Source organism: Actinomadura sp. 3N407 (assembly GCF_052245875.1).
Lineage (GTDB): Bacteria > Actinomycetota > Actinomycetes > Streptosporangiales > Streptosporangiaceae > Spirillospora.
Genome location: NZ_JBQQBP010000030.1, coordinates 21,276 through 36,706, shown reverse-complemented (window position 1 = coordinate 36,706; position 15,431 = coordinate 21,276). Strand labels below are relative to the sequence as shown.

Annotated in this window: 13 protein-coding genes; 12 read left to right on the top strand and 1 reads right to left on the bottom strand. The window is 72.7% G+C overall.

Annotation, left to right across the window (positions count from 1 at the left end; all coding sequences use genetic code 11):
• Positions 1-59: 59 nt before the first annotated feature.
• Positions 60-1,079 (top strand): hypothetical protein, encoded by a 1,020-nt coding sequence (locus tag ACTWPP_RS41500; protein WP_443109969.1) that lies wholly within the window; start codon positions 60-62, stop codon positions 1,077-1,079.
• On the opposite strand, the gene ACTWPP_RS41495 is transcribed toward ACTWPP_RS41500, so the two are convergent.
• Positions 1,072-2,253: a hypothetical protein gene (locus ACTWPP_RS41495; protein WP_443109968.1), complete on the bottom strand. Its 1,182-nt coding sequence runs from the start codon at positions 2,251-2,253 to the stop codon at positions 1,072-1,074. The two genes, ACTWPP_RS41500 and ACTWPP_RS41495, sit on opposite strands and share 8 nt — an antisense overlap.
• Before the next feature lie 56 nt (positions 2,254-2,309).
• Between ACTWPP_RS41495 and ACTWPP_RS41490 the strand changes: the two genes are divergently transcribed.
• The 11 genes from ACTWPP_RS41490 (at position 2,310) to ACTWPP_RS41440 (ending at position 15,390) form a co-directional block, all read left to right on the top strand.
• Complete coding sequence (locus ACTWPP_RS41490) at positions 2,310-3,731, top strand: bifunctional folylpolyglutamate synthase/dihydrofolate synthase (RefSeq protein WP_443109967.1); 1,422 nt, start codon at positions 2,310-2,312, stop codon at positions 3,729-3,731.
• 5 nt (positions 3,732-3,736) lie between these two features.
• Positions 3,737-4,081, top strand: coding sequence for a DUF4233 domain-containing protein (locus ACTWPP_RS41485; RefSeq protein WP_443109966.1), 345 nt, complete (start codon positions 3,737-3,739; stop codon positions 4,079-4,081).
• Between the two features lie 130 nt (positions 4,082-4,211).
• Positions 4,212-5,741, top strand: a complete 1,530-nt coding sequence (locus ACTWPP_RS41480) for a hypothetical protein (protein ID WP_443109965.1) — start codon at positions 4,212-4,214, stop codon at positions 5,739-5,741.
• A 44-nt stretch (positions 5,742-5,785) separates the two neighbouring features.
• Complete coding sequence (gene ndk / locus ACTWPP_RS41475) at positions 5,786-6,196, top strand: nucleoside-diphosphate kinase (RefSeq protein WP_443109964.1); 411 nt, start codon at positions 5,786-5,788, stop codon at positions 6,194-6,196.
• 178 nt (positions 6,197-6,374) lie between these two features.
• A complete protein-coding gene (locus tag ACTWPP_RS41470) occupies positions 6,375-7,409 on the top strand; it encodes a rod shape-determining protein (RefSeq protein ID WP_132152770.1) in 1,035 nt (344 codons plus the stop codon).
• Between the two features lie 52 nt (positions 7,410-7,461).
• Positions 7,462-8,463, top strand: coding sequence for a rod shape-determining protein MreC (mreC, locus tag ACTWPP_RS41465; RefSeq protein ID WP_443109963.1), 1,002 nt, complete (start codon positions 7,462-7,464; stop codon positions 8,461-8,463).
• Between the two features lies 1 nt (position 8,464).
• Positions 8,465-9,064, top strand: a complete 600-nt coding sequence (gene mreD, locus ACTWPP_RS41460) for a rod shape-determining protein MreD (protein WP_443109962.1) — start codon at positions 8,465-8,467, stop codon at positions 9,062-9,064.
• Positions 9,061-11,133 (top strand): penicillin-binding protein 2, encoded by a 2,073-nt coding sequence (gene mrdA, locus ACTWPP_RS41455; RefSeq protein ID WP_443109961.1) that lies wholly within the window; start codon positions 9,061-9,063, stop codon positions 11,131-11,133. The genes mreD and mrdA overlap by 4 nt, the downstream gene beginning before the upstream one ends.
• Positions 11,130-12,314, top strand: coding sequence for a rod shape-determining protein RodA (gene rodA / locus ACTWPP_RS41450; RefSeq protein ID WP_443109960.1), 1,185 nt, complete (start codon positions 11,130-11,132; stop codon positions 12,312-12,314). Before mrdA ends, rodA begins: the two co-directional genes overlap by 4 nt.
• A gap of 49 nt (positions 12,315-12,363) precedes the next feature.
• The gene (locus ACTWPP_RS41445; protein ID WP_443109959.1) at positions 12,364-14,286 is read left to right on the top strand and encodes a TIGR03960 family B12-binding radical SAM protein; all 1,923 of its coding nucleotides are present in this window, start codon (positions 12,364-12,366) and stop codon (positions 14,284-14,286) included.
• Positions 14,287-14,529: 243 nt separating this feature from the next.
• Positions 14,530-15,390 carry a TIGR03936 family radical SAM-associated protein gene (locus ACTWPP_RS41440; RefSeq protein ID WP_443109958.1) on the top strand — a complete coding sequence of 287 codons (861 nt, stop codon included), beginning with the start codon at positions 14,530-14,532 and terminating at the stop codon, positions 15,388-15,390.
• The last annotated feature ends 41 nt before the right edge of the window (positions 15,391-15,431 follow it).

Here is a 15,431-nt window from a genome sequence, read left to right as displayed (position 1 = left end):
CGGTTACGATCCCGGGTGTGCCCCCGGGGCTTGCCGGCAGCTGAACGATCAGGAGCGCAATGGCCGAATCACCCCCTCGGTCCGACACGCAGGACTCCGCGTCCGGCGATGACCTGAACGCGCCGCAGGTCGTCGACGACGGGGACGTGCCCGGGCGGACCGCCGCCGCGCCGGCGCCCTGGGGCGGCTCACGTCCGTGGTGGTCGGCCGACTCCGGCGACGGGACGGGCCCGCACGCGATGCCGGGGCCCGCGAACGGGTCGGGAGCGCATCCGATGCCCGGCGGGACGGGCCCGCACGGCGTCCTGCGGGACGGCACCGGCCCGCAGGTCATGATCTCGGACGGCACCGGCGGCCATTCCGTCGTCGCGGGCGGGTCCGGCGCGCATCCGGTGATCCCCGGCGGCACCGGCCCCCTGCCGAGGGCCCCCGGCCAGGCGGCGCCGGGCGCGTCGGCTCCCGCCAGAAGACGGCGGCTCCCCAGGTTCCTGCTGGTCACGGGCGCCGCCACGGTCGCGGCCGCCGTCCTGATGGTGGGCGTGCTGGCGTTCCGGATGGACGGCAGCGCCACCGGCGGCGGCAAGAAGGACGCCCGCACCACCGGTGTCCCGGCGTCCGGCAAGGTGATCATCGCGGGTGCGAAGGCCGGCGGGCTGCGCAAGGACGCCCTGACCGCACCCCAGGCGAGCGCCGCGTACCCGTTCGTCGCCGGGGCGGTGAAGGCGGCCGGCGTCCCCGTCGCGAAGGGCGGCCAGGCCGTGTACGGCCAGGAGCCCGTCCGGCCGGTCAACGTCCTGTTCATGGGCGGGACCGGCCAGGTCGGCGATCCCGAGGCGTTCCTGCAGAAGGTGCAGCCCACCACGTTCATCGCCGGGCAGGACGCCGATCCCGGCCAGAAGGGCGGGAAGGCCGTGTGCGGGACGTTCGCCGTCCTCGCCGACACCCACACGTTCTGTGCGTGGGCGACGCGGGACTCCTTCGGGGTCGTCGCCTCCAACCGTCCCACGCTGAGCCCGCAGTTCCCGCTGATGGCCGACGTCATGCGCCGGATCAGGAACGACGTCGAGAGGCCTAGGTGAGGAAGAGCCGTTCGGTGTCGGCGCCCACCACGCCGAGGACGAGCCCGGTGAAGTAGCCGGTGCCGAGGACGGCCACGCGGTGCCCGAGGGTGGCCAGGGATTCGGGTGTGATGGCGTCCGCGCCGACGACGTCCCATCCGGGCGGCAGCGGACGGGTGAACCGCAGGTGCGGCAGCGGCAGCCGGACGAACGTCACGGGCAGCCCGCCGAGTTCGGCGGCGGCCCCGTCCAGGTCCTTGTGGTCGGGGAGGCAGACGACGACGTGGTCGATCGTCCCCCAGGCGCGCCGCGCGGCGGCGAGGGCGGCGGCGACGCCCGTCCGGTCGATGGCGGAGTCGACGAGCAGCCTGGTCGCCGACCCCGGCACGTCGTGCCAGGACAGCCGCCCCGGCAGGACGACCGACGACAGGACGTCCCCGAGCGGCCCGGCGGGGGGCTCGGTCACGCCCGGGAGCCGCCGGGCCGCGACGACGCCCAGTTCGGCGCTGCCGCGCCCCAGCCCGGCGGGAAGCAGGCCGGCCGGGAGCCCGCTGCCGCCGGGCTCCACCCGCTCCACGGCCCCGAGCGCCTCGGTGACCTCGGGGGACTGCGGCGCCGACAGGACGACCGTCTCCGGGCCGGCCACGCCGCGCTTCTCTTCGGCGATCTCCGCGGGGGTGTCTCCGAGCACGCCGGCGTGCTCGCGGAAGACCGGCGTGATCGCGGCGACGTCCGGCGGGAAGAGGCCGACCTCGTCCGACCGCCCGCCCATCCCCGCCTCCAGGACGATCGCGTCCGCGCCGGCGCGCCGCGCGTGCAGGACGCCCGCGACGGTGAACAGACCGGCCGGCGACAGATAGCCGTCCGAGGGCGGCGGGAGCGTGGCCGCGGCGTCGTCGAGGGCGTCCGCGAGGGAGGCCAGTTCCGCCTCGGTGACGGCGCGGCCGTCCACCCTGATCCGGTCGCGTTCGGTGCGCAGGCCGGGACTTGTGACGGTGCACACGCGAAGGCCGGCGGCCACGAGGAAGGCCGACGCGTAGAGCGCCGCCGTGCCCTTCCCCTTGGACCCCACCACGGTCAGGACGGGGGCGTCCGGCGCGAGGACGTCGAGGGCGCTCGCCAGGGCACGGGCCCGTCCGATGTCGCGGGTCTCGCCCGGGGCGCGGCGTTCCCATTCCCGGAAGAACACGTCCATGTCTCCAGTGTGGGCCCGGACGGGACCACCGGCACCGCCGAGTAGGCTCTGTGACCGTGAGTCAGGTATCCGAGCCGTCCGACTATCAGCGCGCAATCGGCGCGATCATGGCCCGCGGGGTCGAGTGGGAGATCGATCCCACCCTCGACCGGATCCGGGATCTGGTCGACGTCCTGGGCGAGCCGCACCGCGCGTATCCGGTGATCCACATCGCCGGGACGAACGGCAAGTCCAGCACCGCCCGGCTCATCGAGTCGCTGCTGCGCGAGCGCGGGCTGCGCACCGGGCTGTTCACCAGCCCCGAGATGACCACGCTGCGGGAGCGGATCGCGGTCGACGGGGAGCCGCTCAGCGAGGAACGGTTCACCGAGACGTTCGACGACGTCCTGCCCTACGTCCAGCTGATCGACAACAAGCACCGAACGGACCTGTCGTTCTTCGAGGTCCTCACCGCGATGGCTTTCGCGGCGTTCGCGGACGCGCCGGTCGACGTCGCGGTGGTCGAGGCCGGCATGGGCGGCGTGTGGGACGCCACGAACGTGGCGGACGGCGCCGTCGCGGTGATCACCCCGATCGGGCTGGACCACACCCGCTACCTGGGCGACACGCTGGAGGAGATCGCGGGGGAGAAGGCGGGGATCATCAAGCCGGAGTCGGTCGCGGTGCTGGCGCAGCAGCCGGTCGAGGCGGCCGAGGTGCTGCTGCGGCGGGTCGTGGAGATCGGTGCCCCGGCGGCGCGCGAGGGCGTCGAGTACGGGGTGCTCGGCCGGGACGTCGCCGTCGGCGGCCAGATGCTCCGCCTGCGGGGCCTGCACGGCGTCTACGACGAGATCTTCCTCCCGCTGTTCGGCGAGCATCAGGCGGGCAACGCCGCGACGGCCCTCGCCGCCGTCGAGGCGTTCGCGAGCGGCACCCCGACCAGGGGAGAGGCGAATCTGGAGGCCGCGACCCGTATCGCGCCCGGCGAGTCCTTCCTCGGCGGCGAGGAGGGGCAGCTCGATCCGGCGCTGGTGCGCAGCGGCTTCGCCAAGTCGGCGTCTCCGGGACGGCTGGAGGTCGCCCGCACCGGCCCGACCGTCCTGCTGGATTCGACGCACAACCCGGCCGGGATGGCCGCGACCGTCGCCACGGTCACCGAGTCGTTCGGCTTCACCCGGCTCGCCGGAGTCCTCGCGATCGCCGCCGACAAGGACGTCGCCGGCGTCCTCGACCAGCTCGAACCCGTCCTGGAGGAGCTGGTGGTGACCCGCAACTCCTCGCCGCGCTCGATGCCGCCCGAGGAACTCGCCGAGCTGGCCGGGAGCATCTTCGGCCCCGAGCGGGTCCATCTCGAGCCGCGCCTGGACGACGCGATCGACCGGGCGATCGGCATCGCCGAGGAGACCGGCGAGTACCGGGGCGCCGGCGTCCTGATCACCGGTTCGGTGGTCACCGCCGGCGACGCCAGGACGCTGCTGCGCGTCGCGGAAGGACGGTGACCGGCATGGGCGCCGAGACGGCGGCGAACCCGGCGCGGAGGCTGTTCGCCGCGGTGCTGGTCTGCGAGGCCATCGTCATCGCGCTCGCGATCCCGGTGGCGGTGACCGTGCTGGACGTGGACGGCGGCGCGGCCGGGGCGGTGTGCGGCGGGCTGGCCGTCGCCTGCCTGCTGATGGCGGGCCTGTTGCGCTTCCCGTGGGCGGTCGCGGCCGGGAGCGTCCTGCAGGTGCTGATCATCGCGACCGGGTTCATGGTGCCGGCCATGTTCTTCCTCGGCATCGTGTTCGGGGCGCTGTGGGCCACGGCCATTTGGCTGGGACGCAAGGCGGCGGCCGCGCAGGCGCGCTAAATTCGCGGGGAAACGGCAAGCCTTTCATCCGCCGATCCGGCAACTCGAATTATTGCACCAATTCCGACATTATTCCCTTTTGGGAAATGTGCGTCCGGTGGATGACGTCGACTCTGCGAAGGAGCAGGCCGTGTCCCCGCACGCACGCGAACACCGTCCCACCGCCCCGGCGCGCCACGCCCCGCCACGCGCCGCCCCGTCCCGCGCCGCCCCAGAGCGTCACGCGGACGGCCCGGCGGGCGGCTCACGGCGGCTCGCGGGCCTCGGCGCGCTGCTTCTGACGTTCACCGCGCTGCCCGCCGCCGTCCTGGTGGTGCCCGACGCCGCCTTCCACGTCGTCCCCGCCGCGGCGAGCGCCCTCGAACTGGACGACGCGGAGATAGCCGGCCTGCTGCGCGCCACCGGATACTCCCTGCCCGCGCTGCTGATCGCGGCGCCGCTCGCCGCCGCGGCCGCGCGCCGGTTTCCCGCGTGGGCCGTCCTCCTCACCGGCCTGGCCGTCCTGCTGGCCGGGCTGGGCACCGCCCGGTTCGCCCACTCGGTGCCCCTCGTCGCGATGGTCCGCGCGGCGCAGGGCGCGGGCGCGGGCATCGTGCTTCCCGCCTCCCTCGTCCTGGTGTGGGAGCGCGGAAGCCGGGTCCTGGCCGCCGCCTGGGCGGGTGCCCTCGCGGGCACGCTGATCCTCGCCATGCCGCTCGCGCTGAACGCCGTCCCGATGCCCGCCGAGGGCGCGGCCGTCCCCGACTGGCGTGTCGCGCTCGCGCCCGTTCCGTGGGCCGCCGCGGCCGCCGCCGTCGCCGCGCCGGCCTACCCGCTGCTGCGCGGGCGCGGCCCCTGGTCGCTGCCCGCCGCCCGGCACGCCGAACGCGGGCAGCTGCTCCTCCCGTTCGTCCCGGCGGCGGGCTTCGCGTTCCTCGCCGTCGTCGCCGCCGACGACTGGTCGCCCGGCGCCCGGGTCGTCGTGGCGGGGCTCGCGCTGCCCGCCCTGCTCGGCCTCGCCCTCGCCGGCGGCCGGGACGCGACGGCCGGCAGCCCGTTCGGCTGCGCGATCGTCATGATCGCCGTCGGCCTCCTCTGCCACCCGGTCGCGGGGCCGCTCGCCGGGCTCGCGTCCGTCACCGCCCAAGCCCGCGAGGACGCCGCGGGCGTGCCGCTCCTCCCGTTCGCCGTGGCCGCCGCGGCCGCGCTCGCCGGCGCGCTGGCCTCGACCCGCCGGGGTGCGCGACGCGCCGTCCCGGCCGGGTACTGCCTGATGACCGCGGCCGTGCTGCTCGGCCTCGCCGTGGCGCCCCACGACCGCTGGGCTCTGCTCCTCCCGCTCGTGCCGCTCGGCGCCGGTGCCGGGCTGGCCCTCGCCGCCTCCCTGCGGGACGCGGGCGTCGGCGCCGCGCTCTTCGGCCTGTCGCTGTGCTTCCCCGCGCTGCTGACCGGGCAGCTCCTCGTGCTGTCCCTGCAGGCGTCCCGGCTGGAGCGGCTGCGGCCGGTGACCGAGACCCGGCAGGCCACCGCGCTGCTCGACGCCTACCACGTCTGGCTCCTGATCGCCGCGGCCGCCGCCGTCCTGCTCGCCGCCGCCACCGCCCGCGTCGGCGCGCGGCGCGCCGGAGCGCGATACGCGACTCGCACCGGCAAGGCGGCCGCAGGGCCGCGAGCCGGGTAGGATTCGCGCGCTGAACCATCCGAATTTCTCGAGGAGAACCACCCGTGTCCGAGCGCACTCTCGTCCTTGTCAAGCCCGACGGCGTCCGCCGCGGCGTCATCGGTGAGGTCATCTCCCGCATCGAGCGCAAGGGCCTGACGCTCGCCGCGCTGGAACTCCGCACCCTGGCCCGGGAAACGGCCGAGACCCACTACGCGGAGCACGCCGACAAGCCGTTCTTCGGCGAACTGGTCGAGTTCATCACCGGCGGACCGCTGGTCGCCATGGTCGTCGAGGGCCCGCGCGCCATCGAGGCGTTCCGGGCCCTGGCCGGCGCCACCGACCCGGTGAGCGCCTCCCCCGGCACCATCCGCGGCGACTTCGCCCTGGAGATCGGCGAGAACATCGTCCACGGCTCGGACTCCGCCTACTCCGCCGACCGAGAGATCAAGCTCTTCTTCCCCGACCTGGGCTGAGATCGTTCCGGCCCGGGCAGCCGACCCGGGCCGGACTTCTTTTTGGTCGCCCAGGCAGGTCAGGGGTCGTTTTTTGGGCGACGCGCGGCGGCTGGGTTACTGCCCGTGGACGTGAATGCACGTTACGATGGACGCGCCGCTATACACGCCCGTCAATCGTGAAGGGCTCCCTTTCTTCATGGGTAACAAGTTGTCGTTCCTTGGCCGTGACATGGCGGTCGATCTTGGTACTGCCAACACCCTGGTCTACGTGCGCGGGCGTGGCATCGTCCTCAACGAACCGTCCGTGGTGGCGATCAACACCAATACCGGGAAGATCGTCGCGGTGGGCATCGAGGCGAAACGGATGATCGGCCGCACGCCGGGCAACATCGTCGCGGTCCGCCCGCTCAAGGACGGCGTCATCGCCGACTTCGACGTCACCGAACGGATGCTGCGCTACTTCATCCAGAAGGTCCACAAACGCCGGCACTTCGCCAAACCGCGGATCGTGGTGGCGGTGCCGAGCGGGATCACCGGTGTGGAGCAGCGCGCGGTGAAGGAGGCCGGCTACCAGGCCGGGGCCCGCCGCGTCTACATCATCGAGGAGCCGATGGCCGCCGCGATCGGCGCCGGGCTGCCCGTCTACGAGCCGACCGGCAACATGGTCGTCGACATAGGAGGCGGCACCACCGAGGTCGCGATCATCTCCCTCGGCGGCATCGTCACCAGCCAGTCGGTCCGCGTCGGCGGCGACGAACTCGACCAGGCGGTGATCTCCTTCTCCAAGAAGGAGTACTCGCTGATGCTCGGGGAACGTACCGCCGAGGAGATCAAGATGGCGATCGGGTCGGCCTATCCCGGCGGCGAAGAGGAGCCGCACGCCGAGATCCGGGGCCGTGACCTCGTGAGCGGGCTGCCGAAGACCGTCGTGATCTCCGCCGAGGAGGTGCGGCGGGCCATCGAGGAGCCGGTCAACGCCGTGGTGGACGCGGTGAAGACCACGCTCGACAAGTGCCCGCCCGAGCTGTCCGGCGACATCATGGACCGCGGGATCGCCCTCACCGGCGGCGGCGCGCTGCTGAAGAACCTCGACGAGCGGCTCCGCGAGGAGACCGGGATGCCGATCCACCTGGTGGACAACCCGCTCGACTCGGTGGTCCTCGGCACCGGCAAGTGCGTCGAGGACTTCGAGGAGCTCCGGCAGGTCCTCGTGCCGGAGCCGCGGCACTGAACACCCCCCGACGGACTGGGACCGAGCGGACTGGGAAACGGGAGGTCGGTGGGTGAAGGACACCCGGCGCACCCGCGTGGTCCTCGCCGCGCTGCTGGTGGTGGCGCTCGCGATGATCACCATTGACCATCGCGGCGGGGACGATTCCCCGCTGCGCGGCCTGCGCGGCATCGGCGCGACCGTGTTCGGCCCCGTGGAGCGGGCGTCGGCGTCCGTCGTGCGGCCGGTGAGCGAAACCTTCGATTCGATCACCGACGCGCCGGGACAGCGGCGCCGCGCGGACCGGCTCGAACGCCAGAACCAGAAGCTGCGCGAGAAACTGCGGGCCTCGGGCCTCGACAGGGACCGGTCCGCGCAGCTCCAGCGGCTGCTCGGTACCGCCGGAACGGGCGGCTACAAGATCCTCGCCGCGCAGGTGATCTCCGCGGGGCAGGGCTTCGAGGACACCGTCACCATCGACGTCGGCAGCGGCGACGGCATCGAGCCCGACATGACCGTGATGAGCGCGGCCGGGCTCGTCGGCCGCGTCACCCGCGTCGGGCCCGCGACGGCGACCGTCCTGCTCGCGACCGACCAGACGTCGTCGGTCGGGTCCCGCCTGGAGGACTCCAAGGAGATCGGGATCGTCGAGGGCCTCGGGCGCCGCGGCTTCCGCGGGCACGGCGAGACGCCGCTGCGCTTCCAGCTCCTGGACGCCGCCGCGCCGATCCGCGTCGGGCAGCGGATCGTCACGCTCGGGTCGCAGGGCCAGCGGCCGTACGTCCCCGGCGTCCCGATCGGCGTGGTCGAGCGGATCGAGCGCTCCACCGGGGGCCTGACCCGCACCGCCTACGTCCGGCCGTTCGTGCGGTTCACCAGCCTGGACGTCGTCGCCGTCGTGGTCGCACCGCCGAGGAAGAACCCCCGGGACGCGGTGCTGCCGCCGAAGCCGAAGCCGACGCCGACCGCCACACCGAGCGCGAGCCCGTCCGCGAGCCCGTCGCCGGGCGGTGACCCGGACGAGCGGCCGAGCGGCACGCGAGGCCTTTCCACAGAACCGAACCCGGGGGACTGACGTGCTGAACCCACCCGAGCCGTCGCCGGCCGGCCGCACCGCGGTCACCGCGGTGGTCATCGCGGTGACGCTGATCCTGCAGGTGTCGGTCGCCAACCGGCTCCCGCTGCCCGGCGGCGTCCAGCCCGACCTGGTGCTGCTGGCCGTCGTGGCGCTGGCGCTCGTCGCCGGGTCGATGACCGGGATGGTCACCGGGTTCCTGGCCGGCCTCGCCGCCGACATCATCCCGCCCGCCGACCACACCCTCGGCCGGTACGCGCTCGTCTACTGCCTCATCGGCTACCTGTGCGGCGCCGCGGCCGGCGAGATGGACCGCCAGTCGGTCGTGCCGTTCTTCGCCGTCGCCGCCGGCGCCCTCGCCGGGACCGTCCTGTACGCGGGGACGGGAATGATGCTCGGCGACCCGCGCGCCGGGTGGGCCACCGTGTCGAGCATGGTGCCGCTGCAAGTCCTGTACGACGTCATCGCGAGCCCGTTCGTCGTGTGGGCGGTGCTGCGCGCCACCCGCCGGTACGAACGCGGCGAACGATCCCGGAGGGACAGCCTCTCGGTGCCCGCCGCCCGCTACCGGGTCATGTCCGGCCGGGGCGGGAACCTGTGAACCCGCGAACGCACTTCCGCCTGGTCGTCCTGTACGTGATGGTCGGCGTGCTGCTGCTCGTCCTGGTGGCCCGCATGTGGACGCTGCAGGTCCTGGAGGGCGAGCGCTACGAGCAGATCGCCGCCGAGAACCGCACCCGCGACATCGTCGTCCCGGCCCTGCGCGGCATGATCCTGGACGACCGGGGGCGGCCCCTCGCGCGCAACACCAGCTCTCTCGTCGTGTCCGTCGACCGCACCACGCTGTCGCGGCAGGAGGACGGCGGCGAAGCCGTCCTGAAACGGCTGGCGGGCGTCCTCGGGACGAGCCATGAGGAGATCTCCAAGCGGGTCCGGCTGTGCGCGCCCACCGTCAAGCGGCCCTGCTGGTCCGGCTCTCCCTACCAGCCGATTCCCGTCGAGGACGACGCCGACCCCCAGCGCGCCCTGCAGATCATGGAGCGCCACGAGGACTTCCCCGGCGTCACGGCGCGGATCCAGCCCGTCCGGTCCTACCCGAAGCCGCACGGCGCCAGTGCCGTCCAGACACTCGGCTACCTGCAGCCGATCACGCAGGAGGAGCTGGAGGAACGCGAAAGCATCCAGGTCACCGGCTACAGCGGCGTCGACCTCGTCGGGCGCGCCGGGCTGGAGGCCCAGTACGACCGCGCGCTGCGCGGCGACGCCGGGTACCGCCGGGTCCTGGTGGACAGCCACGGCCGCGTCACCGGCGTCGCCGACGAGGAGGACCCCGTCCCCGGCAGCAACCTCGTGACCAGCCTCGACGCCGAGGTGCAGGGCGCGGCCGAGAAGGCGCTGAAGGAGGGGATCGAGGCCGCGCGCAAGGGCGGCAGTCCCGCCGACTCCGGCGGCGCGGTGGTCATGGACGTCCGCACCGGCCGGGTGATCGCGATGGCGAGCTACCCGACCTACGACCCGAGCGTCTGGACCGGCGGCATCTCCCAGAAGAAGTACGACGCGCTCCTGGGCAAGAAGAACAACCATCCGCTGATCTCCCGGGTGACGCAGGGGATGGGCCCGCCCGGCTCCACCTTCAAGGTGTCGTCCCTGGCCGCCGCGGTGAAGGACGGCTACGACCTGCACGGCACCTACAACTGCCCCGGCTCGTACATGGTCGGGAGCCGCGCGTTCAACAACTTCCAGAGCGCCAACCTCGGCGCCATGAACCTGCACACGGCCCTCGTGAAGTCCTGCGACACGATCTTCTACAAGTTCGCGCACGAGATGTGGCTGCACAACGGCGGCAAGAACGCCCCGCCCGGCGCGAAGAACCCGATGGTGCAGATGGCCCGCGGCTTCGGTTTCGGCTCCCGCACCGGGATCGACCTGCCCAGCGAGAGCAGCGGCCGGATCCCCGACCGGCAGTGGAAGCGGCAGTACTGGGAGGCGACCAGGGAGGGGAGCTGCCGGGGCGCCAAGGAGGGCTACCCGGAAGTCGCCAAGACCGATCCTGCCCGCGCCGCCTACCTCAAGGCCGTCGCCACCGAGAACTGCAAAGAGGGCTTCGTGTGGCGAGCCGGTGACGCCGCGAACCTGTCGATCGGGCAGGGCAACGTGATGGTGACGCCGCTGCAGCTCGTCCGTACCTACGCGGCGATCGCCAACGGCGGGACGCTGCACACGCCGCGCATCGGCGTCGCGATCGTCCGGCCCGACGGGACGGTCGTCCGCAAGCTCGGCGCCCCCGAGCCGAAGAAGGCGCCGGTGGACGACAAGGTCCTGGCCTTCATGCGCAAGGCGCTCGCCGACGTCCCGAAGGAGGGCACCGCCGCCGGAGCTTTCGCCGGGTTCGACCTTAAACGCGTCGCAGTGGCCGGCAAGACCGGAACCGCCGAGCGGTACGGCAACGAAGACATGTCCTGGTTCGCGTCCTTCGGCCCGGTGAAGGACCCGCGCTACGCCGTCGTCGCGATGGTGTCGCAGGGAGGCTACGGCGCGCAGACGTCCGCGCCCATCGTCCGGAAGGTCTGGGAGGCGATGTACGGGACGAAGGACCGCAAGCCCATCCTCGAGGACGGCAGGCTCCCCACGGACATCCCCAAGATGCCCGGCTCCGGGACCACCCCGTGATCACCGGCAGCGGCGTCGGGAGCGTCGAGGGGTACGGCGGGCGGCGGACGTGGAACGGCCGGCTCGCGGGGCTGCGGCGGCTCGACTGGCCGCTGTTCCTGGCCGTGCTGGCGCTGTCGGTCGTGGGCGCGCTGCTGGTGCGGTCGGCGACGTTCCAGCTGCTGACCGAGCAGGGCAAGGACCCGGAGGGCTTCCTCAAGCGGCACATCCTGAACCTGGGCATCGGCTTCCTGCTCGGCGGCGTCGTCACCCTCCTGGACTACCGGCTGCTGCGCGCCTACGTCCCCATCCTGTACGGGCTGGCCTGCGTGGGGCTGGTCGCCGTCCTCACCCCGCTCGGCGAGACGATCAACGGCTCGCACTCGTGGATCGTGCTCGGCGGCGGGTTCCAGGTGCAGCCGTCGGAGTTCGCCAAGGTCGGCCTCGTCGTGCTGCTCGCGATGATCCTCGGGGAGCCGCGCGACGGCGAGATCGGCCCGGGGGTGCGCGACGTGCTGCTCGCGCTGATGCTGGCCGGGCTGCCCGCGGTGCTCATCATCCTGCAGCCCGACCTCGGCACCACGCTGGTCTTCATCGCGGTGATGATCGGGATGCTGGCGATCTCCGGCGTGCAGAAGCGCTGGCTCGTGGGCCTGGTCGGCGCCGGCGGGGCCACGGTGGCCGCGGTGTGGGTCTTCGGCCTGCTGGAGGACTACCAGATCGACCGGTTCACCGCGTTCCTGAACCCCGACGCCGACCCGCGCGGCGCCGGCTACAACGCCCGGCAGGCGCGGATCGCGGTCGGGTCGGGCGGCCTGTACGGCAAGGGCCTGTTCCAGGGCGAGCAGACCGGCGGCCATTTCGTCCCCGAGCAGCAGACCGACTTCATCTTCACGGTGGCGGGGGAGGAGCTCGGCTTCGTCGGCGGCGCCGCGATCGTCGCGCTGCTCGGCGTGGTGCTGTGGCGCGGGCTGCGGATCGCGACCCAGGCCGCCGACCTGTTCGGGACGCTCGTCGCGTCCGGCGTCGTGTGCTGGCTGGGGTTCCAGACGTTCCAGAACGTCGGGATGTCGATCGGCATCATGCCGATCACCGGGCTGCCGCTGCCGTTCACGTCCTACGGCGGCTCCGCCACGTTCGCGAACATGATCGCCTTCGGTCTGCTGCAGGCCGTGCACGTGCGGCGCCGCGCCTTCGACTGAGCTGTAGGCTGGACGTTCATCCCACGTTTCCTGCACGGAGGGTTCCGTCATGCCGGTCGAGTCGCTCTTCCCGCGCCTGGAGCCGCTGCTCCCGAGCGTGCAGAAGCCGATTCAGTACGTTGGCGGCGAGCTGAACTCCCAGCTCAAGGACTGGGACGAGGCCGAGGTCCGCTGGGCGCTGATGTACCCGGACGCCTACGAGGTGGGGCTGCCCAACCAGGGCGTCCAGATCCTTTACGAGATCCTGAACGAGCGCGACGGCGTGCTGGCCGAGCGGACCTACTCGGTGTGGCCCGACATGGAGGCCGTCATGCGGGAGAACGGCATCCCGCAGTTCACCGTGGACGCGCACCGCCCGGTCGCCGCGTTCGACGTGTTCGGCGTGTCGTTCTCCACCGAGCTCGGCTACACCAACCTGCTGACGGCGCTCGACCTCGCCGGCATCCCGCTGGACGCCGCCGACCGCACCGACGATCACCCGATCGTCATCGCGGGCGGGCACGCCGCGTTCAACCCCGAGCCGATCGCCGGCTTCATCGACGCCGCCGTCCTCGGCGACGGCGAGGAGATCGCCCTCGGCATCACCGAGGTCGTCCGCGAGTGGAAGGCCGAGGGCGAACCCGGCGGCCGCGACGAGCTGCTGCTGCGGCTCGCGGCGTCCGGGGGCGTGTACGTCCCGCGGTTCTACGACGTCACCTACCTGCCGGACGGCCGGATCCAGCGGGTCGCGCCGAACCGCCCCGGGGTCCCGTGGCGGATCGAGAAGCACACCGTCATGGACCTCGACCAGTGGCCGTACCCGAAGAAGCCGCTGGTCCCGCTCGCCGAGACCGTCCACGAGCGCTACAGCGTGGAGATCTTCCGCGGCTGCACGCGCGGCTGCCGGTTCTGCCAGGCCGGGATGATCACCCGCCCGGTCCGGGAGCGGTCGATCACCACGATCGGGAACATGGTCGAGGAGGGCCTGAAGGAGTCCGGCTTCCAGGAGGTCGGGCTGCTCAGCCTGTCCAGCGCCGACCACAGCGAGATCGGCGACGTCGCCAAGGGGCTCGCCGACCGGTACGAGGGCACCAACACCTCGCTGTCGCTGCCGTCCACCCGCGTGGACGCCTTCAACATCACGCTCGCCAACGAGTTCTCGCGCGGCGGGCGGCGCTCCGGGCTGACGTTCGCCCCGGAGGGCGGCTCCGAGCGGATGCGCAAGGTGATCAACAAGATGGTCACCGAGGACGACCTCATCCGTACCGTCACCACCGCCTACGAGAACGGGTGGCGGCAGGTCAAGCTGTACTTCATGTGCGGGCTGCCCACCGAGGAGGACGAGGACGTCCTCGCGATCGCCGACATGGCCAAGCGGGTCATCCGGGCCGGCCGCGAGGCCACCGGCCGCAGGGACATCCGCTGCACGGTGTCCATCGGCGGGTTCGTGCCGAAGCCGCACACCCCGTTCCAGTGGGCCGCGCAGTGCGACCACGAGACCGTCGACCGCCGCCTGCGGGCGCTCAAGGACGCCCTGCGCGGCGACAAGGAGTACGGCCGCGCCATCGGGCTGCGCTACCACGACGGCCAGCCGTCCATCGTCGAGGGCCTGCTGTCGCGCGGCGACCGCCGCGTCGGCAAGATCATCCGTGCGGTGTGGGAGGACGGCGGCCGCTTCGACGGCTGGAGCGAGCACTTCTCCTACGAACGCTGGATGAACCGTGCCGCCGAGGCCCTCGCCGACGAGCCCGTCGACCTGGCCTGGTACACCGTCCGGGAGCGTGACGAGGTGGAGGTCCTGCCGTGGGATCACCTCGACGCCGGGCTCGACCGCGAGTGGCTCTGGCAGGACTGGCAGGACGCCGTCGACGGGACCGAGGTCGAGGACTGCCGCTGGACGCCCTGCTACGACTGCGGCGTCTGCCCCACGATGGGCACCGAGATCCAGACAGGCCCCACCGGAAAGAAGCTGCTGCCGCTGTCGGTGGTCTGACGGTCACGGCGGCGCGCACGGGCGGCATGCGCGGGCGGGGCCGCGCGGACGGCCCGCACGGGCGGTCTGCGCCCCGCCCGGGTTCCCGGCTGCCCGGAATCGGTTGCGTGAACCCCCTGAGCTGCGGGGGTCCGGACCTTACGGGGGCGGCCGGGGGTCAAAGGATGCCGCGCAACCCGTAGTCTATAGGGAGACCTTTATTTCGACTCGCCACGAGTAGGAAGGACCAGAACCCTGGCACCCATGCCGGAGGGTCCGGCGCCGGCCCCCGTGACCCAGCGACTGCGCGTCCGCTATGCCAAGCGGGGCAGGCTGCGGTTCACGAGCCACCGCGACATTTCCCGGGCCGTGGAACGCGCCGTCAGGCGTGCCGGGATCCCTGTCGCGTTCAGCGGCGGATTCACCCCCCACCCGAAGATCTCGTACGCGGGTGCGGCGGCGACAGGGGTTGCCAGTGAGGCCGAGTATCTCGAAATCGGGCTCACCGACACCCGCGACCCTGCGCGGGTGCGGGCCGATCTCGACGCGGCCCTGCCCCCCGGGCTCGACATCGTCGATGTCGTGCCGGTACGGGCGGGAAGCGCCGGCGACGCGCAGCCGAGACCGAGCGCGTTCGCCGATCGGCTCCAGGCGTCCGAATGGCGGATCAGGCTGGACGGCGTGTCATCCGACGATGCCGCCGCCGCCGTGACCGCCTTCATGGCCGCCGGGAACATCGAGGTCGAGCGCCTCACAAAGAAGGGGCGACGCCGTTTCGACGTGCGTGCCGCCGTGTCCTCCTGTGAGCTGGACCGGCGCGCCGCGGAGGCGGCCGATGCCCCTTGTGCCATACTTCGAATGGTTGTTCGGCATTCCACACCGGCCGTACGACCCGACGACATCCTCACCGGACTGCGCCAGGTCGCCGACCTAGCGCCGCCGTCACCCCCGCTGGTGACCAGGCTGGCGCAGGGGCCCCTCGACGCGGACACCGGTGGTCTCGCGGATCCCCTGGATCCCGACCGGGTGACCGGCCTGCCGTCCGGCGACGACGCCGAGACGGCCGGCGGCCCGCAGCGGCCGCAGCCCGGGGACGCCGCGAGCGCGGATGCCGTCAGCGCCTGACCGTGAGACCGAAGCCGTGGCAGCACGGAACCGGTCCCGCA